This is a genomic window from Vibrio coralliilyticus ATCC BAA-450, assembly GCF_000176135.1.
GTDB lineage: Bacteria > Pseudomonadota > Gammaproteobacteria > Enterobacterales > Vibrionaceae > Vibrio > Vibrio coralliilyticus.
This window is the reverse complement of sequence record NZ_ACZN01000006.1, coordinates 1-26,518: the sequence shown is the minus strand read 5'-3', so window position 1 is coordinate 26,518 and position 26,518 is coordinate 1. Positions and strand designations below refer to the sequence as shown.

28 protein-coding genes, 3 tRNA genes and 2 pseudogenes are annotated in these 26,518 nt (G+C 46.7%); 23 read left to right on the top strand and 10 right to left on the bottom strand.

From position 1 onward, the window contains the following. The first annotated feature begins 89 nt into the window (after window positions 1-89). From pilM to trpS, 12 genes and pseudogenes are all read left to right on the top strand, one after another. On the top strand, window positions 90-1,007 hold the full coding sequence (gene pilM / locus VIC_RS00560; protein ID WP_006957161.1) for a pilus assembly protein PilM: 918 nt from the start codon (window positions 90-92) through the stop codon (window positions 1,005-1,007). Next, window positions 997-1,554: a PilN domain-containing protein gene (locus tag VIC_RS00555; RefSeq protein ID WP_006957160.1), complete on the top strand. Its 558-nt coding sequence runs from the start codon at window positions 997-999 to the stop codon at window positions 1,552-1,554. Before pilM ends, VIC_RS00555 begins: the two co-directional genes overlap by 11 nt. After that, window positions 1,547-2,137: a type 4a pilus biogenesis protein PilO gene (gene pilO, locus VIC_RS00550; protein WP_006957159.1), complete on the top strand. Its 591-nt coding sequence runs from the start codon at window positions 1,547-1,549 to the stop codon at window positions 2,135-2,137. The genes VIC_RS00555 and pilO overlap by 8 nt, the downstream gene beginning before the upstream one ends. Next, complete coding sequence (locus tag VIC_RS00545; RefSeq protein ID WP_006957158.1) at window positions 2,127-2,639, top strand: pilus assembly protein PilP; 513 nt, start codon at window positions 2,127-2,129, stop codon at window positions 2,637-2,639. Before pilO ends, VIC_RS00545 begins: the two co-directional genes overlap by 11 nt. A gap of 12 nt (window positions 2,640-2,651) precedes the next feature. Beyond that, window positions 2,652-4,016, top strand: coding sequence for a type IV pilus secretin PilQ (locus VIC_RS00540; protein WP_006957157.1), 1,365 nt, complete (start codon window positions 2,652-2,654; stop codon window positions 4,014-4,016). 176 nt (window positions 4,017-4,192) lie between these two features. Then, window positions 4,193-4,711, top strand: a complete 519-nt coding sequence (gene aroK / locus VIC_RS00535) for a shikimate kinase AroK (protein ID WP_006957155.1) — start codon at window positions 4,193-4,195, stop codon at window positions 4,709-4,711. Between the two features lie 31 nt (window positions 4,712-4,742). Beyond that, a complete protein-coding gene (gene aroB / locus VIC_RS00530; RefSeq protein WP_006957153.1) occupies window positions 4,743-5,831 on the top strand; it encodes a 3-dehydroquinate synthase in 1,089 nt (362 codons plus the stop codon). Between the two features lie 41 nt (window positions 5,832-5,872). Further along, window positions 5,873-7,375 (top strand): SPOR domain-containing protein, encoded by a 1,503-nt coding sequence (locus VIC_RS00525; RefSeq protein ID WP_006957151.1) that lies wholly within the window; start codon window positions 5,873-5,875, stop codon window positions 7,373-7,375. A 69-nt stretch (window positions 7,376-7,444) separates the two neighbouring features. Next, window positions 7,445-8,272 (top strand): Dam family site-specific DNA-(adenine-N6)-methyltransferase, encoded by an 828-nt coding sequence (locus tag VIC_RS00520; RefSeq protein ID WP_006957149.1) that lies wholly within the window; start codon window positions 7,445-7,447, stop codon window positions 8,270-8,272. Window positions 8,273-8,374: 102 nt separating this feature from the next. Then, window positions 8,375-9,046 carry a ribulose-phosphate 3-epimerase gene (rpe, locus tag VIC_RS00515; protein ID WP_006957145.1) on the top strand — a complete coding sequence of 224 codons (672 nt, stop codon included), beginning with the start codon at window positions 8,375-8,377 and terminating at the stop codon, window positions 9,044-9,046. A gap of 4 nt (window positions 9,047-9,050) precedes the next feature. Then, a pseudogene (locus VIC_RS00510) lies at window positions 9,051-9,730 on the top strand (phosphoglycolate phosphatase). 115 nt (window positions 9,731-9,845) lie between these two features. Next, window positions 9,846-10,883, top strand: a complete 1,038-nt coding sequence (gene trpS, locus VIC_RS00505; protein ID WP_006957143.1) for a tryptophan--tRNA ligase — start codon at window positions 9,846-9,848, stop codon at window positions 10,881-10,883. A 71-nt stretch (window positions 10,884-10,954) separates the two neighbouring features. Here the strand turns inward: trpS and trmL are convergent, their stop codons facing one another. From trmL to VIC_RS00485, 4 genes and pseudogenes are all read right to left on the bottom strand, one after another. Further along, window positions 10,955-11,431 (bottom strand): tRNA (uridine(34)/cytosine(34)/5-carboxymethylaminomethyluridine(34)-2'-O)-methyltransferase TrmL, encoded by a 477-nt coding sequence (gene trmL / locus VIC_RS00500; protein WP_006957142.1) that lies wholly within the window; start codon window positions 11,429-11,431, stop codon window positions 10,955-10,957. A gap of 86 nt (window positions 11,432-11,517) precedes the next feature. Then, a complete protein-coding gene (locus VIC_RS00495; protein ID WP_006957140.1) occupies window positions 11,518-12,135 on the bottom strand; it encodes a superoxide dismutase in 618 nt (205 codons plus the stop codon). A 73-nt stretch (window positions 12,136-12,208) separates the two neighbouring features. Then, window positions 12,209-13,594: an envelope stress sensor histidine kinase CpxA gene (gene cpxA / locus VIC_RS00490; protein ID WP_006957139.1), complete on the bottom strand. Its 1,386-nt coding sequence runs from the start codon at window positions 13,592-13,594 to the stop codon at window positions 12,209-12,211. Beyond that, window positions 13,594-14,279 (bottom strand): annotated as a pseudogene (locus tag VIC_RS00485) (response regulator). Before VIC_RS00485 ends, cpxA begins: the two are co-directional and overlap by 1 nt. A gap of 189 nt (window positions 14,280-14,468) precedes the next feature. Between VIC_RS00485 and VIC_RS00480 the strand changes: the two are divergent. The 3 genes from VIC_RS00480 to pfkA all read left to right on the top strand — a co-directional run bounded on the left by VIC_RS00480 (window position 14,469) and on the right by pfkA (window position 17,233). After that, entirely contained in the window at window positions 14,469-14,966 is a 498-nt protein-coding gene (locus VIC_RS00480; RefSeq protein WP_006957137.1) for a CpxP family protein, read from the top strand. A 108-nt stretch (window positions 14,967-15,074) separates the two neighbouring features. After that, window positions 15,075-15,983 carry a CDF family cation-efflux transporter FieF gene (gene fieF, locus VIC_RS00475; RefSeq protein WP_006957136.1) on the top strand — a complete coding sequence of 303 codons (909 nt, stop codon included), beginning with the start codon at window positions 15,075-15,077 and terminating at the stop codon, window positions 15,981-15,983. A 287-nt stretch (window positions 15,984-16,270) separates the two neighbouring features. Further along, on the top strand, window positions 16,271-17,233 hold the full coding sequence (gene pfkA, locus VIC_RS00470; protein ID WP_006957135.1) for a 6-phosphofructokinase: 963 nt from the start codon (window positions 16,271-16,273) through the stop codon (window positions 17,231-17,233). Between the two features lie 42 nt (window positions 17,234-17,275). Here pfkA and VIC_RS00465 read toward each other — a convergent pair whose 3' ends face one another. The 3 genes from VIC_RS00465 to epmB all read right to left on the bottom strand — a co-directional run bounded on the left by VIC_RS00465 (window position 17,276) and on the right by epmB (window position 19,390). After that, a complete protein-coding gene (locus VIC_RS00465) occupies window positions 17,276-17,791 on the bottom strand; it encodes an MgtC/SapB family protein (RefSeq protein WP_006957133.1) in 516 nt (171 codons plus the stop codon). An 82-nt stretch (window positions 17,792-17,873) separates the two neighbouring features. Then, window positions 17,874-18,365, bottom strand: coding sequence for a type II secretion system protein (locus VIC_RS00460; RefSeq protein ID WP_039951081.1), 492 nt, complete (start codon window positions 18,363-18,365; stop codon window positions 17,874-17,876). Between the two features lie 2 nt (window positions 18,366-18,367). Then, window positions 18,368-19,390 (bottom strand): EF-P beta-lysylation protein EpmB, encoded by a 1,023-nt coding sequence (gene epmB / locus VIC_RS00455; protein WP_006957129.1) that lies wholly within the window; start codon window positions 19,388-19,390, stop codon window positions 18,368-18,370. A gap of 33 nt (window positions 19,391-19,423) precedes the next feature. Here epmB and efp point away from each other — a divergent pair, with 33 nt between their 5' ends. The 3 genes from efp (at window position 19,424) to rraA (ending at window position 21,617) form a co-directional block, all read left to right on the top strand. Continuing rightward, complete coding sequence (gene efp / locus VIC_RS00450) at window positions 19,424-19,990, top strand: elongation factor P (protein WP_021458016.1); 567 nt, start codon at window positions 19,424-19,426, stop codon at window positions 19,988-19,990. A gap of 114 nt (window positions 19,991-20,104) precedes the next feature. Beyond that, entirely contained in the window at window positions 20,105-21,022 is a 918-nt protein-coding gene (locus VIC_RS00445; protein WP_006957126.1) for a 1,4-dihydroxy-2-naphthoate polyprenyltransferase, read from the top strand. A 76-nt stretch (window positions 21,023-21,098) separates the two neighbouring features. Further along, a complete protein-coding gene (gene rraA, locus VIC_RS00440) occupies window positions 21,099-21,617 on the top strand; it encodes a ribonuclease E activity regulator RraA (RefSeq protein ID WP_006957124.1) in 519 nt (172 codons plus the stop codon). Between the two features lie 46 nt (window positions 21,618-21,663). Here the strand turns inward: rraA and VIC_RS00435 are convergent, their stop codons facing one another. Continuing rightward, a complete protein-coding gene (locus tag VIC_RS00435) occupies window positions 21,664-23,007 on the bottom strand; it encodes an MATE family efflux transporter (RefSeq protein WP_172974068.1) in 1,344 nt (447 codons plus the stop codon). 110 nt (window positions 23,008-23,117) lie between these two features. Then, entirely contained in the window at window positions 23,118-23,888 is a 771-nt protein-coding gene (gene tpiA, locus VIC_RS00430) for a triose-phosphate isomerase (RefSeq protein WP_006957121.1), read from the bottom strand. Window positions 23,889-24,174: 286 nt separating this feature from the next. Here tpiA and VIC_RS00425 point away from each other — a divergent pair, with 286 nt between their 5' ends. Together VIC_RS00425 and VIC_RS00420 are read left to right on the top strand one after the other, a co-directional pair. Next, the gene (locus VIC_RS00425) at window positions 24,175-24,522 is read left to right on the top strand and encodes a 5-carboxymethyl-2-hydroxymuconate Delta-isomerase (protein ID WP_006957120.1); all 348 of its coding nucleotides are present in this window, start codon (window positions 24,175-24,177) and stop codon (window positions 24,520-24,522) included. A 25-nt stretch (window positions 24,523-24,547) separates the two neighbouring features. After that, window positions 24,548-24,973, top strand: a complete 426-nt coding sequence (locus VIC_RS00420) for a DUF805 domain-containing protein (RefSeq protein ID WP_039951080.1) — start codon at window positions 24,548-24,550, stop codon at window positions 24,971-24,973. Between the two features lie 49 nt (window positions 24,974-25,022). Here VIC_RS00420 and coaA read toward each other — a convergent pair whose 3' ends face one another. Next, window positions 25,023-25,946 (bottom strand): type I pantothenate kinase, encoded by a 924-nt coding sequence (gene coaA / locus VIC_RS00415; protein WP_006957118.1) that lies wholly within the window; start codon window positions 25,944-25,946, stop codon window positions 25,023-25,025. 208 nt (window positions 25,947-26,154) lie between these two features. Between coaA and VIC_RS00410 the strand changes: the two genes are divergently transcribed. From VIC_RS00410 to VIC_RS00400, 3 genes are all read left to right on the top strand, one after another. Further along, window positions 26,155-26,230: transfer RNA gene (locus VIC_RS00410), tRNA-Thr, on the top strand. 34 nt (window positions 26,231-26,264) lie between these two features. Continuing rightward, window positions 26,265-26,349, top strand: a tRNA-Tyr gene (locus VIC_RS00405). Between the two features lie 35 nt (window positions 26,350-26,384). Beyond that, window positions 26,385-26,459: transfer RNA gene (locus VIC_RS00400), tRNA-Gly, on the top strand. Window positions 26,460-26,518: the final 59 nt, after the last annotated feature.

Below are 26,518 nucleotides of genomic sequence, written 5' to 3'. Positions count from 1 at the left end.
AAGCTAAAACGTAGCTCAAATCTGTTTATGTGCTTACTAAATCAACGATTTAAGCCTAAGCGCTAAGCAAGTTTATGGAGCTGAGCTATATGGGTAAATCACTAATTACAGGCATAGATATCAGCCACCAGAGTATCAAAGCGGTGGTCTTAAAACCTGAAAAAGACACTTTTGCACTTGTTGGTTATCACCAAATGCCAGTCGAAGCGGACATTTTCACTGATAACTACAGGTTAAATTATCAGAAAATTGTAAAGAAACTCAAAGAACTAAGAAAGGCTTTGCCACTATTTAGTCGCAAAGTGTGTCTGAGTGTTCCTGATAGTTCAGTAATAAGTAAGCAATTACAAATAGATAGCAATTTGAGTGACGCCGAATGCCAGTTCGCGATTACTCAAGCTTTTGCGAGGCAGTCGTCTGTGGATGTGGAAGCGCTGTATTTGGATTTTACCTCACTGTCCCACGATAAGGCGCAAGACTATCAAGTCTACGCGGTGAGAAAAGGGTGTGTGGATAGTCGGGTTGCGCCATGCCTTAAAGCGGGTATGGAGCCTGTTCTGATCAACCCCTATTCACATAACCTTGCTCAGTTATGGCGACGTGCTGCAAAACAATATCAACAGTCAAATTGGTTACTGATTGACTTCAACTGGCACAGTATCGCGTTGTATTGTGAAGCTGAGCCATTACGCCTGATAGACAAAACGTTCAGCTTGGAAAGTCTGGAACATGACGTTATTTGCAAAACGTTAGAAAAGTTAGTTCTCCATATTCGGCTACTGGATATCAAACCTGACGGGATTTGGTTAAGTGGTGAAATCCATTTTTTCTCTTCGTTTATCCAAACAATGCAGTCCGATGCGGGACTGGCGTGTATTCCGCTTAAGCTGGGTGATTTGTTCTGCTGCAAGCAAGAAACGAGAGCAGACTTCGGTCCTCAATTCTCCCAAGCACTTGGGCTAGCGTTAAGTGGTGCTTCTTGGTTGGAGAAGCATAATGCAGCTTAATATTAATCTGCTGCCTTGGCGTGAAAGACAACGTCAGATGCAAATCCGTCGATTCCTGCTGAGTCTTTTTGCAGTAAGTGTTGTTGCTGTGCTTAGCATCGCGAGCGTGAGCCGATATTTGCAGTTACAACTGGATATTCAACAGGGGAGAGTCGAGCAACTGACAAGGTGGGATAGCAAGCTCGGGCAGCAACAAGCTCAGTTAAGTGCCATCGAAAAAGAGATAGAAGAATTGAACAGTGAGTTTGCTGCTTTGCGCAATCTGGATGCTAGACGCTATCTAATCGCCCAGCTAGAGAGCCTATTGCCTAGCGTACTTCCAAACCACGTCTATCTAGAGCAGATGCACACCACAGGAAAACAGGTCAGGCTTCATGGCATTGCATCCACAACAGAGCAGTTGTCTACGCTGTTAGCGCAACTTGATCGGACGCCTATAGCTGAGTCGGTTGCCATGCAATCGGTGTTACACCATCAGTCACAGAGTCAGCAAAACTATCAGGTTTTCACATTGACCTTTGAGCTAGTGGAACCAAAACATGATTGATCTACGTGATATTGACCTGGTGACGCTAGCTCAGTTACCTAAGCTCCAGAAGCGTATCATGTTAGGTGCTTATCTATTGGTATTGTTGTTATTGGGCTACGCCCTTTTTCTGTCCTCACAACTCGCGCGATTGGATTCGCAACTGGCCAAGGAGAAACAGCAACTAAGTGCTATTCAGTCTAAAAGTCACAATGTGTCGTCTCTAGAACAACGTAAAAGTGAGCTAGACTCTCTGCGGAAAAGAAATAACTTGCTGGAAAAACAAGTACTGCAGCCGATGGAATTACCCCAAGTTTTGAGTGATCTTCATCGGATTGCGGAGCAACATGATTTGGTGTTTCCACGCATAGTTCAGGGAAGTCAAACACATGCAGATTCCTACCTACAACGCTCGCTGCAATTTGAGCTCACAGGGCGTTACCGTCAAATTACGGCCTTCTTTCGATCAATCTTAACGTTATCTTATCCGGTTCACTTTGATGCCTTGCACTGGCGACGAGTACAGGCTGGCAGTAATAGACTGCATGTCAAAGGCCGCATCTATCTCTTTCAATCTAACCATGAGGTGAGTGATGCCAACTAAGTTCGCCATGCTATTCATTATATTGGTATTGCTAGGATGTAGAGCCAATCAACAGCCTATTGAACTGCTTGTGCCTAAAGCTGCTCAGCACCAACAGGACGAGAGCTCGGACTTTATCTCTACTATTGATAAACCTCATCTACTAGTGGTTTCTGATTTTCAATCAGAGCGAGATCCTTTTGCATTACCTGAGAGCATTTCACACGTTCGTACCGAGAAGCCACTTTGTCAGTCGAACCCTAACGTCGCTTCAAAGGGTGAGCTGGTAGGTTATCCTCTTCAGCAACTGCGACTGGCCGGTACGATGGGCAAAGAGCGTGAGCAAACTGCACTGATCGAGCTTCCTTCTGGGAACATTATAAAATCTAAGCTCGGGCACTCAATCGGTGTCAATAAAGGCACCATCACCAGCATTTCCTCAGATGTGATTCAAATTCGTGAGATGGTGAAAGATCATCAAGGGTGCTGGACTGCCAGAAATGTCAGGTTAGCGATGAACTAGGTGATATCGAAAATGGTTTTTAAGAAAGCAAGGTTGCTCGGTGTGCTGCTGTTTAGTTTGGTGATTACGCTTAATGCTGCAAGCAGTGAGGAGATGAAGCATGAACTTGAGATAGAGGGAAAGGTGTCAGACAAGCTTTCCGTCAATTTTCAGGATATTCCGGTGCGCCAGGTATTGCAGCAGATTGCGGATTACAACGATTTTAATCTGGTTGTGTCAGATGCCGTGTCTGGCAATCTGACCCTAAGAGTGAAGGAGGTTCCGTGGCCACAGTTACTCGATATCATTTTGCGTATGAAGGGATTAGAGAAGCGCATGGATGGCAGTGTGTTGCTGGTGGCAACGGCGGCTGAAATTGCTCAGTTCAGACAACAAAAGTTGGAACAGGAGAAAGTCACGGCTGAGCTTCAACCGTTAGAATCTGAGATTATCGCTATGAGGTTTGCCAAAGCGGCAGATATTGCGGCATTACTGAGCGATAGCGCTGCGACGCGGATGTTGTCTGAACGAGGGGCGATTTCAATCGATACTCGAACCAATAGCCTGTTAATTCGCGATGTTGCTATCAATATTCAAGCGATGAAGGCGATCATTACGGCATTAGATGTGCCGGTGAAACAAGTACAAATTGAGGCGCGCATAGTCAGCTTGAATGAAGGTGATTTACAGGAGTTGGGTGTGCGTTGGGGGTTCAGTTCGACCAACGGCAGTCACAGTGTGGGAGGCTCGATAGAAAATAACTTAGCCAATCTCAATCTGTATGGGGATTCGGACTCGTCACTGGACGATTTTCTCAACGTCAACTTAGCGGCGACGTCCGTGAACGCTTCGACGATTGCTTTTCAGGTCGCTAAGCTGGGCAGTGACACTTTACTGGATTTAGAATTGTCAGCGTTGCAAAGGGAATCGAGAGCAGAAGTTATATCCAGTCCGCGTCTGATTACCACCAACAAGCAACCTGCTTACATTGAGCAGGGGACTGAAATTCCTTATTTAGAGGCGGCCTCAAGCGGTGCAACCAGCGTGAATTTTAAAAAAGCAGTGTTAAGTTTAAAAGTCACCCCGCAAATCACATCGGATAACCGTTTGATTCTGGATCTGAATGTCACCCAAGATAGGCCGGGTCAAGTGGTCAAAACCGGCACTGGGGAAGCTGTTGCGATAGACACGCAACGTATCGGTACTCAGGTACTGGTCAATAATGGCGAAACCATTGTTCTGGGAGGCATTTATCAGCACAGTGTTTCGGATACGGTCGATCAGGTTCCGTTGTTAGGCGACATTCCTTTGCTAGGTGGGCTTTTTCGACGAACTTATCAGCAAATGGGTAAGAGCGAGTTGTTGATTTTTGTAACGCCAACAGTGGTTGCGCCTTAATCAATCAACAAACAGGCAAAAATAAATTTGCATTAGTGTCACCTTATCTAGATAATTTCGGGTCTTATCACGAATTATCTGTGAGGAATAGGTGCCACAAGCATATCTTTGACCAGAGAAATCTTGGTTTTCTTGTGGCGATGTCATTGAATTAACGTTGTAAATTACTGCTGAACATGGCTGAAAAACGCAATATTTTTCTTGTTGGCCCAATGGGTGCCGGCAAAAGTACAATTGGTAGACACTTGGCTCAACAACTTCATATGGAGTTTGTTGACTCGGACACTGTGATTGAAGAGCGCACTGGCGCAGATATCGCTTGGGTATTTGACGTTGAAGGCGAAGAAGGCTTCCGTGTCCGTGAAGAAAGGGTGATCAACGACCTGACAGAAGAACATGGTATTGTTCTGGCAACAGGCGGTGGCTCTATCAAGAGTAAAGAAAACCGCAACCGTTTATCGGCTCGCGGTATCGTCGTTTATTTAGAAACAACGATTGAAAAGCAACTTGCACGTACCAACCGTGACAAGAAACGTCCTCTGCTACAGACGGATAACCCTCGTGATGTGTTGGAGTCACTGGCTGGTGAACGCAACCCTCTTTACGAAGAAATCGCGGATTACACAGTACGTACTGACGATCAAAGTGCAAAAGTGGTAGCCAACCAGATCGTAAAAATGCTAGAAGAACGTTAATACGTTAAATTTTAGCAACTGGAGAATACCCATGGAACGGATTACGGTCAGTTTAGGTGAGCGTAGCTATCCAATCTCAATTGGTGCCGGATTATTCAATGATCCGGCCCACCTTTCATTTTTATCAGCGAAACAAAAAGTTGTCGTGATTACCAATGTCACGGTAGCGCCTTTGTATGCCGATAAAATCTTATCTCTTCTTGAGCAAGTGGGCTGTGAAGCCTCAGTTCTTGAGCTACCAGATGGCGAACAGTACAAATCGCTGGATACTTTCAATACCGTGATGAGCTACCTTCTCGAAGGTAATTTCGCTCGCGATGTTGTTGTCATTGCCCTTGGTGGAGGTGTGATTGGTGATTTGGTTGGCTTCTCTGCAGCGTGCTATCAGCGTGGCGTCGACTTTATCCAAATTCCGACCACTTTGCTGTCTCAGGTGGATTCGTCGGTTGGCGGTAAAACAGCGGTGAACCACAAGCTGGGTAAGAACATGATTGGTGCCTTCTACCAACCAAAGTCAGTGATCATTGATACCGACTGCCTAGCGACGTTGCCTGAGCGCGAGTTTGCTGCTGGCATTGCTGAGGTAATCAAGTACGGCATCATCTACGATCAGGACTTTTTTGTCTGGTTAGAAGAGAACCTTAACAAGCTGTACGAACTCGACGAGCAGGCATTGACTTATGCCATTGCACGCTGCTGCCAAATTAAGGCGGAAGTGGTGGCTCAGGATGAAAAAGAGTCCGGCATTCGTGCATTACTGAACCTAGGTCATACATTTGGTCATGCGATCGAAGCTGAGTTAGGTTATGGTAAATGGCTACATGGCGAAGCGGTTTCTTCCGGCACTGTGATGGCAGCAAAAACTGCGCAGCTTCAAGGGCTTATCACAGAGCAGCAAGTAGAGAGAATTCTCTCTATACTGAAGAGAGCACATTTGCCTGTGCATACACCAGACACTATGACTTTTGACGACTTCATGAAACACATGATGCGCGATAAAAAAGTGCTCTCTGGTGAACTGCGTTTAGTGTTGCCAACCAGCATCGGCAGCGCAGAAGTAGTTAAAGGTGTGCCTGAATCGGTCATCAAGCAAGCGATCGATTTTTGTCGCGATATCTAAGTTCTTTTCTTTAGACAGTGGACTGTCATTAGGATGGTTGAATGAGTTTGACGCATGAATCCCGTGTGTTGGAGTTAGATTCTCAAGTAGAATTGCTTGAGCGAATGCAATTGCTGACTAACTTCGGGTCAAACTTAGTCACTGTTGGCGGTGCATCAGGAGCCGGTAAATCTTGGCTCGCCCAACGATACCTTGAAGCGTGGGCGTCAGATAAAAACCAATCGCTCCTGATGTGTCATCCAAGTCAGGATGACCAACAACGCCGCACCATGATTCTGACTCAGCTCTTTTCTGAGCCGATGTTCAATCCTGCCGACCCATTAGCCGAAAGTTTTGCCCGCCAGATGGAAGGGGAAAGCTGCGATGCTGTTATCGTCGTTGATGATGCCGATTTACTGCAGGAATCCTTTGTCTCTGAATTGTGGATGTTGATTCTCGAAGCGCAGGAAAATCCGGCTTGGACAATCAACGTGGTTTTGTTCGCTCAGTCCAATAGTCTTGATGTGTTGTTGACCCGCCTTAGCTATGGTCAGGATCACAAGCCGATTGATTTAGAGATTGAAGCGCTGACCCAGGCTGAAGCGGATCGATTCTTTGAACACCTGGTGATTCGCTTTGTCGAAGATGAGAGAGAGAAGCGTGTACGTAACGCATACCGAACTGTTGCCCGTCGTCCGGGTGAGATTATGGCTTTAGGGGATCATAAAGTGGAAAAAAGGATCATTATCCGCTCAATCATTGGTTCACCAATCAATATTGCATTGGTGGTGATTACGTTGCTGGTGCTGATAGGTGGTGGTTATTGGTGGATGATGGGCCAACCTTCGCCAGATGACAAAGCGCAACAGATGACAGACTCTATCGAGCAGACTGTGATTCCAACGTTACCGGTTGATGCTCAATCTGATACTGAACAGCAAGGCTCAATAAGTGAAGAGCCGATTTCTGATCCTATGTTGTCTTCGGCAGAAGATGATTCGGAATCCCTTCCTCCGGCAGTGACCGAGCAAACTTCGAGTGTAGGTAATGCTTCGGATGATCATCAGCGCGTTGTGATTACCTCAGAAGTCGTAGATGCACTGTTGGAAGGTAAGCCTGAGAAAGTCGACACGACAACGATACAAGAAGTGGTTGAGCAATCAGTCCCTAAAGTGGATGTACCTGACACAACAGCGAGTGCGGTGGCTGAGCCTGCCGCACAAACTGAGGTTGCCACTCAGGTAGAAAAGCCGATTGTGAAGTTTTCTTTCACGAAAGATGAGCTGAAGAGCTTCTCCCCTCGCAGTTATACCCTTCAATTAGCCGCTGTGCGTTCTCTGGAGGATGTACAAGTCTTCTTAGATAAGCATAATTTGGCTGACAATGTGTATATATACCCGACTGTTCGCAACGAAGTAGAGTGGTTTATCATCACTTATCAAAACTATCCAACCATTCAGGTGGCGAGAGATGCCGTTGAAGCGCTTCCAGCTGATATACAGCAGCTGGATCCTTGGGCTAAATCTCTCAGTCAGGTCCACCGTGAAATTGATCGAGTGAAATAACGCTGAGCTTAGCGGGAAAATATGTTACATTCCGCAGCCTTAATTTGTGGTTGATAGATAGAGCAGTAGATGAAGAAGCAGCGTGCCTTCCTGAAATGGGCAGGTGGAAAATACGGACTTGTCGAAGATATCCAGCGATACTTGCCTGAAGGGCGTAAGCTGGTTGAACCGTTCGTTGGCGCTGGTTCGGTTTTCCTGAATACTGACTATGAGCAGTACCTACTTGCAGACATCAACCCAGATTTGATTAATCTCTACAACTTACTCAAAGAGAGCCCGGAAGCGTATATTTCCGAAGCAAAGCGTTGGTTTGTGCCTGAGAATAATCGCAAAGAAGCTTATTTGTCGATCCGAGCGCAGTTTAATGCGACGGACGACGTGATGTACCGTTCTTTGGCTTTTCTGTATATGAACCGTTTCGGTTTTAACGGCCTCTGTCGCTACAACAAGAAAGGTGGTTTTAACGTTCCTTTTGGCTCGTATAAAAAGCCATACTTCCCTGAAGCTGAGCTGGAATTCTTTGCCAAAAAAGCCAAGAAAGCGACGTTTGTATGTGAAAGCTATACCGATACCTTTAAACGTGCTCGTAAAGGCAGTGTAGTGTATTGCGACCCGCCGTATGCGCCACTGTCTAATACCGCCAACTTTACCTCCTATGCCGGTAACGGTTTTACGTTAGATGATCAGGCAGCCTTGGCGGATGTAGCTGAAAGAGCGGCGAAAGAGCGCCATATTCCGGTGTTGATTTCTAATCACGATACCACGCTCACCCGCCGCTTGTACCACGGTGCGGAACTCAATGTTGTTAAAGTGAAGCGCACCATCAGCCGCAATGGCGCTGGGCGTAATAAAGTGGATGAACTACTGGCATTGTTTAAGCCAGACGATCAGCACTAACGACATTTCTCTTATCTCATCTATCTTCTGGCCTTTAGCTTCGGTAGAATTGCGCTCAACTTGTATTCAATGGTTTTGCCCAATAAATTCTAGAGGTCAGGTATGAAAGATTTCCTTATCGCTCCATCCATTTTGTCTGCAGACATGGCTCGTCTTGGTGAAGATGTTGAAAAAGTGCTCGCAGCGGGTGCAGATGTGGTTCACTTCGACGTTATGGATAACCATTACGTTCCTAACCTGACTTTTGGAGCTCCTATCTGTCAGGCTCTGCGTGATTACGGTATTACTGCACCGATTGATGTGCATCTGATGGTGAAGCCAGTCGATCGTATTATTCCGGATTTTGCCAAAGCCGGTGCGTCTATGATTACCTTCCACATTGAAGCGTCTGAACACGTTGATCGCACACTGCAACTGATCAAAGAACATGGTTGTAAAGCGGGTGTGGTACTAAACCCAGCAACACCACTTTCTCACCTTGAATACATCATGGATAAGATCGATATGATTCTTTTGATGTCAGTGAACCCAGGTTTTGGTGGTCAATCTTTCATCCCTAAAACATTGGATAAGCTACGCGCAGTGCGCAAGATGATCGATGAGTCTGGCCGCGATATCCGTCTGGAAATTGATGGTGGTGTCAAAGTGGACAACATTCGAGAAATCGCTGAAGCGGGTGCGGATATGTTTGTGGCGGGTTCCGCGATCTTCAACCAACCTGACTACAAAGAAGTCATAGACCAGATGCGTGCTGAATTAGCAAAGGCAGAGTAATTGAATGAGCAATATTAAACTTATCGCGTTTGACTTGGATGGAACGTTATTGGATAGCGTGCCTGACCTAGCCGTGGCTGCTGACCAGGCTGTACAAGCACTAGGTTACCCAGCAGTAACGGAAGAGCAAGTTCGTGACTACGTAGGGAACGGCGCTGATGTTCTTATTGGGCGCTCGCTGAGTCGCAGTCTAACGGTATCGCCTGATTTGGATCCAGAACTGCATGCCAAAGCTCGTGTTCTTTCGATGATTATTATGAGCAAAGCGGGCACAAGCTAAGCCACCTTTACCCTGCGGTTAAAGAAACCTTGGCCGAGCTGCACAAAGCGGGTTTTACAATGGCGCTGGTGACCAACAAGCCTTCGAAGTTCGTACCTGATGTGTTGGCAAAGCACGGCATTGATAAGTACTTTGTTGATGTGATTGGTGGTGATACTTTCCCAGAGAAAAAACCGAACCCAATGGCATTGACCTGGTTGCTTGAGAAACATGGTTGTCAGCCACAAGAAATGTTGATGGTGGGCGATTCCAAGAATGACATTCTGGCAGCGAAAAATGCGGGTTGCGCTTCGTTCGGTTTGACTTACGGATACAATCACGGCGAGCCAATTTCGCAGTCTCAACCGGATTTTGTTGCAGACACAATCGCAGATCTAGTGGATGTGGTAGCGGTTTCCGCTTAGTGGCAACAAAAGATCTTCCAAAATACTCGTTAATGAGTACACTGAGTGAACCGTGTGGCTAGAATCCACACGGTTTTTTTCATTTTTTAGATAAGAAGTCAAAGGAACTATTCCCATGAGCAAACCCATTGTATTGAGTGGTGTTCAACCATCAGGTGAACTAAGTATCGGTAACTACTTGGGTGCTCTACGTCAATGGCAACAGATGCAAGACGATTACGATTGCCAATATTGTGTTGTAGACCTTCATGCGATCACGGTTCGTCAGGAGCCGAAAGCACTGCATGAAGCGACTCTAGACGCATTAGCGATCTGTCTGGCAGTTGGTGTTGATCCACAAAAGAGCACGCTATTTGTTCAGTCACACGTACCAGAGCATGCTCAACTTGGTTGGCTTCTTAACTGTTACACCCAGATGGGCGAGCTGAGCCGTATGACTCAGTTTAAAGATAAGTCTGCCCGCTATTCGAAAGACAGCTCAAGCCAGTTTGGCGACGTGAACGTTGGCCTGTTCGATTACCCTGTACTAATGGCAGCGGACATCCTGCTATACGGTGCACACCAAGTACCTGTGGGTAGTGACCAGAAACAGCACCTTGAGCTAGCTCGTGATATCGCTAACCGATTCAACAATATCTACTCGCCTGAGCAGCCAATCTTCCAAGTGCCAGAACCGTACATTCCGACTGTGAATGCACGTGTTATGAGTCTTCAGGATGCGACGAAGAAGATGTCGAAATCAGACGATAACCGTAAGAACGTGATTACTCTGCTCGAAGAGCCTAAATCGATCATCAAGAAGATCAACAAAGCTCAGACAGATGCAGAAACGCCACCACGTATTGCCCATGATTGGGATAACAAAGCGGGTATCTCTAACTTAATGGGTCTTTACTCGGCAGCAACAGGTAAGAGCTTTGAAGAGATCGAAGCGCAATACCAAGGTGTTGAGATGTACGGTCCATTTAAGAAAGATGTGGGTGAAGCGATTGTAGCGATGCTCGAGCCTATTCAAGCTGAATATCATCGTATTCGTGCAGATCGCGCATACATGGATCAAGTGATGAAGCAGGGTGCTGAAAAAGCCTCAGCTCGCGCAGCTGAGACACTAAAGAAAGCATACGAAGCGGTTGGTTTTGTGGCTCGCCCATAGACCTGTCTGAATTTCGGTAAATATAAAAAACGGACTCATTTGAGTCCGTTTTTTATATCCAATTTTTGATGCTATTGAGCACCTTCAAAGCCCATCTGACGCCAAGCTTCAAAAGCGATAATGGCGACTGCGTTAGATAAATTGAGGCTGCGAGCATCGGGCATCATTGGGATGCGAATGCGCTGTTCCATTGGCATACTCTCAATCAACTCTGCTGGCAGGCCACGGGTTTCTGGGCCAAACAATAGAACATCGCCTTGTTGAAAATTTGCGTCGACGTGATGACCAGTTGTTTTTGTCGTACAGGCAAAAATGCGGAAGGTTTGACGCTCTTTTTCTAGGTACTCAACAAACGCTTGATAGTTTTTATGGCGAGTGACACGTGCTAAGTCATGGTAGTCTAGCCCAGCGCGGCGGACTTTTTTCTCTTCTAAATCAAACCCTAATGGCTCAATTAAATGCAGGTTTGCACCACAGTTAGCACACAGGCGAATGATGTTTCCTGTATTTGGGGCAATTTCAGGCTCATAAAGGGCGATATCGAACATAGTGTTAATTTCTTATCATCTGCTGGGAAGCTAAGCAGTATAAGGCGGCTTTAAAATGCCGCCAAGCCTGAAATGGTGAGTTTTTGCTATGCGTTTTGCGCTAGTGCTACTGCATAGTTCTCGCTAACCACATCCCAGTTAACCACATTCCACCAAGCGTCAATGTATTCAGGGCGACGGTTTTGATAGCTGATGTAGTAAGCGTGTTCCCATACATCCAGCGCTAAAATAGGCTCACCTTGAACGCTCGCAACATCCATTAAAGGGTTGTCCTGATTGCTGGTGGATGCAATGTGCAGCTTGCCATCTTTGACAACTAGCCAGGCAAAGCCGGAGCCAAATGTATTGATGGCTGCTTCGGCAAACAGAGATTTAAACTGCTCGAAGCCACCGAAAGTAGCGTCAATTTCCTTGGCTAATTCACCTTCAGGTTCACCACCTGCACCGGGTGCCATGCAATTCCAGTAAAGGATATGGTTGTAGTAGCCACCACCATTGTTGCGTACAGCAGGAGAGTGCTGAGATATATTGGCGAAGATGTCGCTTAGTGAGGCATCTTCCAGCTCCGTCCCTTTGACCGCAGCAACGAATTTGTCGAAGTAAGTGCGGTGATGCTTGCTGTAATGGACTTCCATGGTTTTAGCATCAATGTAAGGTTCGAGTGAGTCGTATGCGTAAGGTAATTCTGGGAAAGTGTGAGACATAGTAAATCCTCCGTAATTGAAGGATTTACTTTAAGTGATAATGAGATCCATTATCAACTGTGTTTTTATAAGGTTATTGCATGGGTACGAGTGGTAGACGAATTTCTACTCTCAAGCCTCCGAGCTCACTGCGCAGTGCTTGTATGGAGCCACTGTGCTGTCGAATCGCGTTTTCGGTGATCGCTAATCCTAAACCTGTACCGCCGCTGTGGCGATCTCGTGCGGTCGAGACCCGATAGAAAGGTCGGAAAATGGCTTCCAGTTCTTGCTCGGGAACACCTTCGCCATTGTCATCGACAGCAATTGTGAGCTGATCAGAATGGATGCTCAGTGACACCTGAATGACGTCTTTACCGTAATAAATGGCGTTACGCACAATATTGTCAACAGCACTCATCAGTAATTTAGGATTGCCCGAAATGGTACGCTCTGGAATAGCATCGTAGCGGAGTGTTTTGTGCATCTGTTCGGCTTCAAATTGCGCATCAGAGAGTATCGCTTCCCACAGGCTACCAATAGGTTGTTGTTCACGCTCAACATGGCTGTCGACTTGCATTCGAGACAGCTCGAGAAGTTCGCCGATCATCTGTTCTAATCGCTGTGCCTCGGTATCAATTCGATTGAGTTCAGGGCTCTCTCCTTGCTTGCGTGACGCTAAGGCCGTGGCCATTCTCAATCGAGTCAGTGGAGAGCGTAACTCATGTGAAATGTCGGATAACAAGCGCTGTTGACCAGAGATCATCTGATTTACTGCTTCAACCATCTGGTTAAAGCTTTTACCAGCCTGACGGAATTCAGACGTGCCTTTTTCCAGTTGTGGGTCGACAAAAAATTCGCCTTTCGCGACCCGTTTAGCAGCGCGCTCCAACTTACGAGCGGGTTGACTTAACGCCCATGCTAACCAAAGCAGTAGAGGAGTGCTGACCAGCATCACTGCGAACAGCAGCTGAAATGGTTTATCAAACAGGCGAATCAAAAATGGTGATGGTTGATTCCACTTCATGCCGACGTAGAGCAGAAGATCTCTCTTAGCCAGAGTAATGGGAAGTGGGCCTGCCACCATATAGTGGCCATACAATCTTTGCTTAGGATGTTCAGGGTTTTCGATACTGGTGATAAAGTTCTGTACGGCTTTGAGTTTGAAATCTTTGCGGTCACGCGTGGTCAGAATATTGCCTTCCAGATCTGTCAGAACAAAGCGAGGGTGGGGATCGCGTGGTGAACGCTTTGGACCTTCAAGCTGGAATATAATCCGGCGAAGATCCTGTTCGCGCGCAAAGTTCTTCTCTATCTTCTGTTTGATCCCGATGAGTTTTTTATAATGATCGGTCGGAATATCCCTCGATTTTCTTGGATCCAAATGAGGTAACGACAGCACGGCGATCAGCACCAAAAACATGGTAAACCAGAAGATGGCAAAGATACGCCCGTATAGGCTGGTGATCTTAGGCAGACGCATCAACTTTCCTCAACCAGCAAATAGCCGCGTCCGCGCAGCGTTTTAATACGAGACTTGCCATCTTCGCGCTCAGGCAGTTTTTTGCGTAGGTTGGATACGTGCATATCAATGGCGCGGTCAAATGCTGCTAAGCGTTTGCCCAGAACATCTAAGCTGAGCGTTTCTTTGGTCAGCGTTTCGCCTGGATGCTGGACAAAGTGGCTCAGGAGTGCGAACTCCGTGGTGGTCAGATCTAGGTACTGCTCTTGGCAGTAGGCTTCCTGCTGCCCGGATAGATTTTGATGTCCTGATACTGAATACAATCACTGTTTTTGTTGCCGCCTTTCGATTGAGTGCGACGTAAAATAGCACGGATTCGGGCCAGCAATTCACGGTCACTGAAAGGTTTTGGTAGATAATCGTCAGCGCCTAGTTCCAAGCCAATGACACGGTCAATTTCTTCGCCTTTCGCAGTCAGCATCAAGACAGGGGTTTCCCAGTGTTCACGCAAGCGCTTAAGGGTTTCCATTCCATTCAGCTTAGGCATCATGACATCGAGCAGCACTAAATCTATGCTGTCGTTAATGGCTTCAAGCCCTGCTTCTCCGTCGTTGGCTTCAGATACGCGATAACCTTCAAATGTCAGTACTTCTTTGAGCAGGCTGGTCAGTTCGGTGTCATCGTCAATCAATAGGATGTTGGCCATGGAATACGTCTCTCAATCATATCGGTTACACTAATATTACTGATTATTCGTCGAGAGCTTTAGTTTAATTTTTGCTCTTTACGATTCTTTACGCTCTCTAGACGTCACTTTACGTTGCAGTTCGTAATCTACACTCAAGCGCTGTCGAGACAGCTTGATTCCATCCCTCTGGATATGAAAGGTACGATTATGAAAACTGCAAAGAAACTGGTATTGGCTGCCGTTGTTCTTCCCCTCACATTAGGTACCGCGAGTGCATTTGCTTACGGTGGTAAAGACCACAAGAAAGGCCCACATGGTGAATTTGGCTTTGACCGCGGCATTATGCGCCAGCTGGACTTGACCGATGCGCAAAAAGATCAACTGAAAGAAATGCGCCAAGCCAACAAAACGGAAATGAAAGCGAAGTTCAAAGATAACTTTGAAAGCCATCATGCAGAGATGCAGGCTAATAAAGAAAAGGTTCAGGCGTTGCTACTCGCTGATACATTCGATGAAGCAGCAGCCAACGAGCTGGCTAAGCAAATGGTTGAGAAGCAGACTGAGCGCAGAGTGAAGATGCTTGAAAAGCAACATCAGATGCTGAGCATTCTGACACCGGAGCAGAAAACCAAATATGTTGAGCTGCAGAAAGAGCGCTCTGAAAAGCGTTTAGAGAAGATGCAGGAGCGTTTTAGCGACAGCTGATATTTGTATGCAGATTCAGGCGGCCAATTGGCCGCCTTTTTTTGTATCATTTTTATTCAATAATTTGCGGGTTATACTTAAGGTAATGTTTTTCAAACGCTTTACTTTATGAAACACGAATATGCGCGCTTGGTGACACTGGCTGCTTGGACAGCTACGATTGTCGCGACGTTACTGCTGGTGGTAAAACTGGCGGCGTGGTGGGTAACGGGCTCGGTCAGCTTACTCGCCTCATTGATTGACTCTATGCTTGATATTGCCGCTTCTCTGGTCAACCTTTTTGTCGTCAGGTATTCACTGCAACCTGCCGACAGGGAACACACCTTTGGCCACGGCAAAGCGGAGTCTCTGGCTGCATTGGCTCAGGCGATGTTTATCTCTGGCTCTGCGGTATTTCTTATTCTCAATGGTGTTGAGCGCTTCTTCAGGCCTCATGAATTGCAATCTCCCGAGTACGGGGTGTACGTCAGTATGTTTGCCATTGCGGTCACTTTCGCTCTGGTGCAGTTCCAGAAACATGTTGTGAGGAAAACGGGCAGCCAGGCCATTGCTGCGGACTCTTTGCATTATCAGTCCGATTTGTACATGAACGCTGCGATTATGTTGGCGCTTGGTTTGAGTTGGTTCGGTGTAACTCAGGCAGATGCCGTGTTTGCAGTGGGCATTGGTCTGTACATTCTTTATAGCGCTGTGCAGATGGTACGGGAAGCGATTCAGACCTTACTGGACCGTAAGTTGCCAGATGAAGAGCTGGAAGCGATCAAAGCATGCTGCCTGTCTGTCGATGGAGTCTTAGGAGTTCATCAATTGAGGACCCGTATGTCAGGTCCAACACGTTTCATTCAGCTGCACTTGGAGCTTGAGGATCAGATTCCTTTGATTGAAGCACATCGCATTTCCGATCAGGTTGAGAATCAGCTACTTGAGCTATTCCCCCATGCCGATGTATTGATCCACCAGGATCCTTATTCAGTAGTTTTCGGGCCAGAGAAAGAGCAAAAAATCCAAGATTGGTAAACCAGGATTAGGAAGGGGTAGCCCGCAGCGACAAAACCGCGCTTATTGACTATCTTTTCATCGGGACGACAATTCACTGTGATCCTGATATGTATCAAATCAGTGAAAGCGCAAAGCTGTAATACTCTTACATAAGTAGAAAAGTTACATAATTTCGTGCAAATAAAAGTAGTATTCCTTGCCCGTCAAGGTAACATATTGCGCAGCTATAAGAATCTTGTCAGTAATTTGGCTGAAAATTGCTGACGTAAAAATTGAAATAAGATTCCCAAAAATCGAGGGTGAGCATGATTAAGAAGATCGGTGTTTTGACAAGTGGCGGTGACGCACCAGGCATGAACGCGGCAGTACGCGGCGTGGTTCGCACAGCTCTATCGGAAGGTTTAGAAGTTTTCGGCGTTTATGATGGATACTTGGGCCTGTACGAAGACCGTATCAAGAAGCTTGATCGTTCAAGCGTATCTGATGTGATCAACAAAGGTGGTACTTTCCTAGGCTCTGCACGTTTCCCTGAATTCAAAGACGTTGCTGTGCGTGAAAAAGCGATCGAAAACCTTAAAAAACATGGTATTGAAGCGTTAGTTGTTGTTGGCGGTGACGGTTCATACATGGGTGCGAAGAAACTAACAGAAATGGGTTACCCATGTGTTGGTCTACCAGGCACCATCGATAACGATATTGCTGGTACTGATTACACTATCGGTTACCTGACGGCGCTCAACACTGTTATTGATGCGATTGACCGCCTGCGTGATACCTCTTCATCTCACCAGCGTATCTCTATTGTAGAGATCATGGGTCGTCATTGTGGCGATCTGACTTTGATGTCTGCGATTGCTGGCGGTTGTGAGTACATCATCACACCAGAAACGGGACTGGATAAGCAGAAGCTGATCAACAATATCCAAGACGGCATCAAGAAAGGTAAGAAGCACGCGATCATTGCTCTGACTGAGCTGATGATGGACGCCAATGAGTTGGCTAAAGAGATTGAAACGGCAACAGGCCGTGAAACTCGTGCGACAGTATTGGGTCACATCCAACGTGGTGGTCGTCCAACCGCATTTGACCGTGTATTAGCTTCTCGTATGGGTAACTATGCTGTCCACCTACTGATGGATGGTAAAGGCGGCCGTTGTGTCGGTATCCAGAAAGAACAACTGGTTCATCACGATATTATCGACGCGATTGAAAACATGAAACGTCCAGTACGTGAAGACCTTTACAAAGTTGCGGAAGAGTTATTCTAAGCAGCAATGAATAAAAGAAAACCACCCAATTGGGTGGTTTTTTTATGTCTCGCGCGAGGGGGAATTCTCTTTGATGTTTGAGCTCCTGCGCCGCTGAATTTTCTGATGCACGCCACGACGTAGGGCCTGAATTCGATTCTCGGCTTTATCGACCCCGAGCAAAACAATCAGTGCCAATACTGTAATGACAACAGATTGCTGCAAATAGCCAAGACCAATCATAAGTCCCAAGGCTGCCAGCAACCAAATCACGGCAGCTGACGTTACGCCATGGATTTTACCGTCCAATGTCATCATCACTCCAGCGCCTAAGAATCCAACACCAGTAATGATCTGACCCAGCACTCGCGCTTGATCTAAGGTGTTAGGCGAAAGAGAGGCTGCCATTGACATAAACAGATAAGTACCAGCGATGATCAGAATGGAAGTTCTTATACCGACTGGTTTGCCCCTTGTTTGACGTTCGACACCAATGAGAAGGCCATTTATCGCGCAGCACAGGAGGGCATGCCAATCAAAGGGGCCTAAGTCGAGCAAGGAATCTTGCAAAATGTACATAGTGTTCTCCTAAACCGCGAAGTATGCAGAGTGGTCTCGGTTTAGGCGAACAAAAGATATTTGTCTTAAGGATAAATAGCGGTTAACAGCCGGAAGTGGTCAGGCTAAAGCTCGGTTCTGAGGAGGAGGTGGCTTCACTGTATTGCAGGTAGCAATTTTGTGCTGTCTGACGGCGGTCGGCTGGGAGGTAAAGAATCACACCATCATTGGGATCGGTATTGCTGAAATACCAATCGGCACCGTCTGACCCAAATGTGGCGTCTTCAATGGTGGTTTCCAGTAATTGTGACCAAGCGTTAGCATTGTCTGCTTTCGGGTAACCGTAAACGATCGCGACGTCATCGCCTTCAATGGTTAGTGTTGCGCTGGAAAGCGCATTTAGATTCTCTACTGATGCCAGACCAATCACCTGCTCGTTGGCACCCTGCATGGCTCCTTTCAAACCTTGCAAAGCCGAAGTGCGGGCATTGGACTGCAAATTGAGCAATCGAGGCAGGGCCGTCACGGCCAAAATGCCGAGCACCACAATCACGATCACCAGTTCAATCAGAGTAAAACCTTGTTTGTTTTTCATCATTATTCTAAATGTAAATCCAGTGGCGTTTTACTGGCTCGGCCGCCGATTTCACGGGTGAGTTTCGGTACCAGATAACCAGAAACCCGCTCAATGACGCCCGCCATGATCTGTTTGGCTTGCTGATCAGAGATAAAAAAGTGCGCCGCGCCCTGTACCTTATCTAATACATGAATGTAGTAGGGCAGCACGCCCGCATCAAATAACGACTCGCTGAGTGCCACTTGAGCTTCAACACTGTCATTGACACCTTTAAGCATGACGCCTTGATTGAGAAGAGTAACACCCTCACGGCGGAGTGAACTTAACGCATCTCTCAGTTCCTGATTGATCTCATTGGCATGATTAATGTGCGTGACGAGAATGACCTGCAGGCGAGTACCGGCGAGCAGCTTGGTGAAGGTGGTGGTGATGCGAGCTGGAATCACAACAGGTAGGCGAGAGTGAATTCTCAAGCGTTTAATGTGCTGAATATCTGCAATTTGCCCGATGAGCCATTGAAGTTCTTCATCTTTGGCCATTAGAGGATCCCCTCCTGAAAGAATGATTTCGTTCAGCTCTGGGTGCTGTCGTACATAATCTAGGCTCTGCGACCATACAGATTTATTGCCTTTGTTTTCGTTATATGGGAAATGACGACGGAAGCAATAGCGACAGTTGATCGCACACCCTCCTTTCACGATCATCAATGCTCGGTTACGATATTTATGCAGTAGCCCCGGTACCTGATTGTCTTGTTCATCGAGAGGATCGGTTGAATACCCAGAATGCACATCGAATTCTTCTGAGAGTGGTAAAACCTGACGCAGCAAGGGATCAAACGGATTGCCTTTCTCCATTCGATCAACAAAACTTTGCGGAACTCGTTGGGCGAATAGCTTGCGCGCTTCAAACCCGCTCTGCCACGGAGAAGGATCAATTTCCAGTTGCAGCAGAAGTTTTTCAGGATCAGAGATCCCATTCGCTAGCTGTTTGAGCCAGTTTTGCTCAACAGATTCGACTTTTCGGGTTATGATGTGCGGCATTAAATTTAACTCGAAGAATGGTAAGAGGAAAAAATGGCTACTGTTAGCACGAATGAATTCAAAGGCGGTCTTAAAATTATGCTTGATAATGAGCCTTGTGTCATTCTCGAAAACGAGTATGTAAAACCAGGCAAAGGTCAGGCATTTAACCGCGTTAAAATCCGTAAACTGCTTTCAGGCAAAGTTCTAGAGAAAACATTTAAGTCAGGCGACACTGTAGAAGTTGCGGACGTAATGGATATCGATCTGGACTACCTGTACAACGACGGTGAATTCTACCATTTCATGAACAACGAAACATTCGAACAAATTGCAGCGGATGTAAAAGCAGTTGGCGAAAATGCGAAGTGGTTGGTTGAAAACGACTCTTGTATGCTAACTCTTTGGAACGGTAACCCAATCGTTGTAACGCCACCAAACTTCGTTGAGCTGGAAGTAACGGATACCGACCCAGGCCTTAAAGGTGATACTCAAGGTACAGGCGGTAAGCCAGCAACACTAACAACGGGTGCTGTTGTACGAGTGCCTCTGTTCATCTCTATTGGTGAAGTGATTAAAGTGGACACTCGCTCTGGTGAATACGTAGGTCGCGTTAAGTAAGCGTAAACTTACTCAAGATTTAGAAAAGGTCACTTCGGTGGCCTTTTTTTGTTTCTACGCTAACTTTGATGTGCCACAATTCTAGCACTCGATTATGAGACTACACTAGTCAGTATGAAACAGTCCTTACGTATCTGGCTCGACGCTGCTCGACCAAAAACACTGCCATTGGCACTGGTATCGATCTTAACCGGTAGTGTGCTGGCATATTCTACTCATCAGTTTTCTTGGATGATTGCTATCTTAGCGTTTCTCACTGCGACGTTATTGCAGATCCTGTCCAACTTAGCCAACGATTATGGTGATGCGGTAAAAGGCACAGATAACGACAAACGTCTCGGGCCAATGCGCGCGATCCAGTCGGGCGCTGTGACTCAGGCTGACATGAAACAGGCGATCGTGATTAATATCATTTTGACCATGCTTGTTGGTTTAGCCCTCGTTTTTTATGCACTCGACAGTCTACAAAGTATTTTGGCTTTCATCGGCTTAGGTGTGCTGGCAATTGTTGCCGCCATCGCCTACACCGTGGGTAATAAGCCTTATGGTTATGTCGGGCTGGGTGATGTGTCCGTCTTTATCTTTTTTGGTTTGCTTGGCGTCGCCGGCACTTTCTTCCTCCATACTGGTATCGTCGCGCCTTTGTTGGTTTTACCCGCTATAGGTTGTGGTTTACTCGCCGTCGCTGTGTTGAACATTAATAATATGCGAGATATTGAAAACGACGAAGAATGCGGAAAGCGCACAGTTGCGGTGCGCCTTGGGCAGAAGAATGCGAAGCACTACCACACGATGCTATTGGCAGGGGCTGTCGTTGCGTTTATTGTCTATCTGCTGCTTCAGCCGGTACCTGTTTGGCTGAGCTTACCGTTCTTATTGAGCGTGCTGGTGATTTACAAGCATGGTAAAGCCGTGTGGCAGGCAGAGCAGCCTGCGCAAATCGCCCCTATGATGCCAGTCATTGTGAAGTGCTCGCTGGTGACTAACTTATTGTTTGCTGGTGTGGTTATAGCTCAAACTCTGGCCAGTTAATTGAGTCTTGTCATTGCAATGACTTAATGTCCCTATATACTCGATGGAGATGACGAACCGTATGGGAAGGAACACTATGGAATACAATACGTCGGCTTTATGTGACATTTACTCAGAACAAGTAGATGTAGTAGAACCTATGTTTAGCAATTTTGGTGGCAGCGCCTCATTTGCTGGACAGATCACGACGGTGAAGTGTTTTGAAGACAACGGTCTGATTCGAGAAGTACTCGAACAGGATGGTTTAGGTCGGGTACTGCTGATTGATGGTGGAGGTTCATTACGTCGTGCTTTGATTGATGCAGAATTGGCGTCACTGGCTGAAGAAAACGAATGGGAAGGCCTAGTCGTTTATGGCTGTGTTCGTGAGGTCGATGAACTGGAAGACATGAGTATTGGCATTCAAGCTCTCGCTTCAATTCCGGTTGGGGCGGTATCGCAGAGTGTGGGTGAGGTGGATGTGCCAGTGAATTTCGGAGGCGTCACCTTCATTCCCGAAGATTACCTCTACGCTGATAATACTGGGGTCATCTTGTCTCAAGAACCGTTGGATGTTGAGCTCGACACCGAAGAAGATGAGCTTATCGCCGACTAAGCGGTAAAGAATCAAAAAAACACCGACCTTGAAGGTCGGTGTTTTGCTATGTGGCTTCTGCTAAGAATTGGCGTCGGACTCTCAACGCGTAAAGATAGCCCAGGACGCCACCCAATATATTGCCGAGCGCAATGCCTATAAATAGCCCTTCAATATCGTACAGGTAGCTACCAATCCATGCACAAGGCAAGGTAAAGATGAACAAGCGCATAAAGCTCCATTGGAATGCTTTGAGCGGCTCATGCAGTGCATTCAGGCCAGACACCAACATCATGATGATTCCCTGAAAACCGTAACTAAATGGCACTACAAGCAAATAGTGCCAAAGCAGATCTTTCACCGCTTGTTCTTGAGAGAAAAGCGCCGCGAGTGGAATGCTCAGCGGAACCATCATGATAAAAATCCCAAACTGGAAAAGCAGCGAAAAGCGCATGCTGAGGAATAGCCCAGCGAAGCTACGTTGAGGGTTATTCGCCCCAACATTCTGAGCAATAAATGGTGTCAAAGTTGAAGTTAGCGACATCAATACAATGATGAGGATGGATTCAACCCGCTGGGCAGCACCATAAGCGGCCACTGCCGCGGTGCCGTGGCTGGAGAGTAGCATCATCAGAATGGCACCGGACAACGGGTTCATCGCGTTGGAGAGAGCTGCCGGAGTGCCAATTTTTAGGATTTGTCGCCAGTCAGCCCATAGTGTTTTGAAGTGGGGTAAGGCGAGAAGTTTTTCTCTTTTCACCAACACATACAGTGAGCCGATTAAGGCGCCAAACCAGCTTAGGGCACTGGCGATGGCGGCACCCTGGATCCCAAGTTCAGGAAATGGCCCATAACCAAAAATCAGTAATGGATCGAGCACGCCATTGATTAAGCCCGCAAGCATCATGATTTTGGCGGGTGTTTTGGTATCCCCGGTCGCACGAATTGCGCTATTGCCTGCCATGGGGACAACAAGTAATGGAATCGTCAGGTACCAGATGTGCATGTACTGGTTTATCAGGGGCAGCAGTTCTTGTTCTGCACCAAGAGCAAGGAACAATGGGTCAATGGTGAAGTAGCCTAAGCCAGATGCAAGCGCGACTAACGTCACCGCTAGAACCAATCCATGACTTGAGAAGCGTGCTGCATCTTCGGATTGTCCTTGCCCGAGTAAGCGGCCGATATTGGCTGATAGCCCGACGCCAATCCCCATCGTGATGCAGTTGACCGCGAAGGTCACCGGAAAAGTGTAGCTGATGGCAGCAAGGGCTTCAGTTCCGAGCAGAGAGATAAAAAAGGTATCCACTAAGTTGAACATCAGAATAGCCACCATGCCGAAAGTCATCGGAATGGTCATCTGACGGAGCACGAGAGGGATGGGGCCAGTCAAAAGGCCGTGCTTATCCTGCATTCGGTACAACTACTTTTGGGGCGGAAAAGCGTAGGATACTTGATTGATGTGTGAGACACAAAAAAGGCCAGCTTGCGCTGACCTTAATAAGAATTTTCCTAAAGGAAAAATTACGCTTTAGCTGCTGCCGCTGCTTTAGCAATTGCTGCAAAGCTCTTCGCATCAAGAGAAGCACCACCCACTAGAGCACCGTCGATGTCTGGTTGTGAGAAGTAAGCTTCAGCGTTTTCTGGCTTAACAGAGCCACCGTATTGGATGACAACTTGAGCTGCAACTGCTTCGTCTTTCGCTGCGATTAGTGCACGGATAGAAGCGTGGATGCGCTGTGCATCTTCAGCAGTTGCTGCTTTACCAGTACCGATAGCCCAGATTGGTTCGTATGCGATGATCGCATCGTTAAGTGCTTCAACACCGTATGCATCGATAACTGCGTTGATTTGACGAGCACATACTGCTTCAGTTTCACCAGCTTCGTTTTGAGCTTCTGATTCACCGATACAGAAAACAGGCTTCAGGCCGTTCTCTTTTAGGAAAGCAAATTTCTTCGCGATGAACTCGTCAGATTCGTTGTGGTATTCACGACGCTCAGAGTGGCCGATGATGATGTGAGAAGCACCGAAGTCTTTCAGCATTTCTGGAGACATGTCGCCAGTGAATGCACCGCTGTTGTTCAGGTCAGTGTTCTGAGCACCTAGGATGATCTTGTTACCGCCTTCTTCGATAACGCGCTCAGCAAGATCAATGTAAAGCGCTGGTGGAGCTACTGCTACGTCAACACCTTCAACACCTTCAAGTTCCGCGTTAAGGCCAGTTAGCAACTCTTTTACCATTGCTTTGCTGCCGTTAAGTTTCCAGTTACCCATCACTACAGGACGACGCATAGGAATATCTCCCTTTGTATTTAATGTAGAAAGTTCATTAATGTAAAAAATCTTCGTAGGAATATAACAGATTAAAGCGACCAAATCATGACTAGTGTCATGTCTTGTTCGGTTCTGACTTAATGGTTACCGCTATAGCCGCGCATAATTGGTATAAGCTCTGCTCTCAGCAGTGATCCATAATGCATTATGCTGGTTTTTCGCTCGGAAATAGCAGCTGAAATTGGTAATAGTGATGGAGTATTTTTAGTGATTTTTTGAAACTCTCTTACATTTGAGGACTACAATGCCAAATTTAGTAATGGAATACTCTAACTCCGTCGATGAACGCGTGAATGTGCAAGGTCTATTGGAGGACCTGCATCAAGTGGCGCTTCAATGCGGGCTTTTTGACGCGCCTTCCGTGAAATCCCGAGCGCTACGCTGCCATAATTGGCTGATTGGAGAAGATGGCGATAACGTTGACTTTATCCATATTAGTTTTGAACTGCTTGACGGGAGAACAGCGGAGCAAAAGCGAGACCTCTCACGCCAGTTGATGGATGTGTTGCAGGAGCAAGCCAGTCACGTCCATAGCTTGACGGTGAATATTCGAGATATGGATAAAGAGTGTTTTCAAAAAGTGCTAAATTAACATTTTGATTTTTAGGTAAGGAATCATGTCGATGAAAGAGCTGTTGTTTTCATTTCAGGGGCGAGTAGGGCGAAAGATCTACTGGATATGGAATGTGGTCTATTACACAATAATTGTGGGCTTTGCCGCTGGCATGAATGTGTTGTTTCCCAGTCAGGCGCATTTGCTTTTGCCCGTGTTTTTGATTGTTGTTCTGATCCCAGATTTAGCAATAACGGCCAAGCGATGGCATGACAGAGGTAAATCGAGCTGGTGGCTACTATTGAATGTTCCCTTGGTGATAGGGCGCATGACAGTACCAGCTGGCGATCCCACGCAGATGGCACAATCAACCACGTTGCAAGCCTTCAGTTCATTGGCTGCATTGATATGTGGTGTTTGGATTCTAGTTGAGTGCGGTTTCCTCAAAGGAACAGAAGGTGAAAACCAGTACGGCGCTGAGTTGAAATAGAACGTCGAGAAGGGTTGAGGCTATGTCATCAACCCTTGATAGATTCTCGCTATTTTCGCAACAGTACTTCTTCGACTCTGTGGTCGCGAGCTTTCTTCAAGATAAGGTGAGCACGACCCTTGGTCGGCAAAATATTAGCCGTGAGGTTGATGCCGTTGATTGATTGCCAGATTGAGTGCGCTTTCTCTATCGCCGCTTTCTCAGTCAGTTCGGTATAGTGACTAAAGTAAGAGCCGGGTTTGGTGAAGGCACCTAAGCGGAATTTCAGGAAGCGTTCCACGTACCATTGTTCAATAACATCACATTCTGCATCGACATATAAAGAGAAGTCGAGGAAATCAGAGACAAACACACGATGGGGATCGTGTGGATAGTCCATACCACTTTGCAGAACATTGAGTCCTTCAATGATCAACACATCTGGGCGGTCTACTACTTTGACATTGTCGGTAATGTCATAAGTGATATGTGAGTAGACGGGAACTTCAAGATTGGGCTTGCCAGCTTTCACATCCGAAACAAATTCGACCAAACGCTTGATATCATAAGATTCAGGAAAGCCTTTACGATGCATGATCCCGCGATCGTTCAATACCTTTTTAGGGTAAAGAAAACCGTCTGTCGTCACCAGTTCAACCTTTGGGTGATTTTCCCAGCGCGAAAGTAGCGCTTTAAGTAGACGAGCCGTTGTGCTTTTCCCCACCGCGACACTGCCTGCAATGCCAATAATAAAAGGCGGCGCACTTTCCTGATTGTCCAGAAAGTTGTTGAGAACAGAGTTACGACTTTGTCTGGCGGCAACATACAAGTTGAGTAGACGCGCAAGTGGCAGGTAGATCTCAACCGCTTCTTCCATGGTTAGGCTTTCATTGACGCCCTGTAGCTCAATGAGATCCTCTTCGGATAGCGTCATCGGGACGGAATTACGCAATTCGGCCCATTGCTGACGATTAAAAGAGAGATATGGCGTCATAGTCTTCCTAACTGAGATTCGCGATAGAGAGCTGCGAAAATACAACAACCCGCGCAAATTGCCAAATAACTCGGCGGAGATAAAACGCTTTTATCGAGTAAATTGTGCGATTTTTCAGCAAATAAGCAGAAACTGGTTAAAATCGCATTTTTTTTTAATTTAGCTATTGCAAGGTAGAGATTCCTTCAATAGAATGCGCACCACTTATGCCGACTTAGCTCAGTAGGTAGAGCAACTGACTTGTAATCAGTAGGTCACCAGTTCGATTCCGGTAGTCGGCACCATTTCTCCTTTATGAGTGAAATGGATTAAAAATTTGGAGGGGTTCCCGAGTGGCCAAAGGGATCAGACTGTAAATCTGCTGGCACTGCCTTCGATGGTTCGAATCCGTCCCCCTCCACCATATTCTTAAGGAAATAGCTCACAGAGTTACGTGTTGCGGGCATCGTATAATGGCTATTACCTCAGCCTTCCAAGCTGATGATGCGGGTTCGATTCCCGCTGCCCGCTCCACTCTAATTTGAGTGCTGATATAGCTCAGGTGGTAGAGCGCATCCTTGGTAAGGATGAGG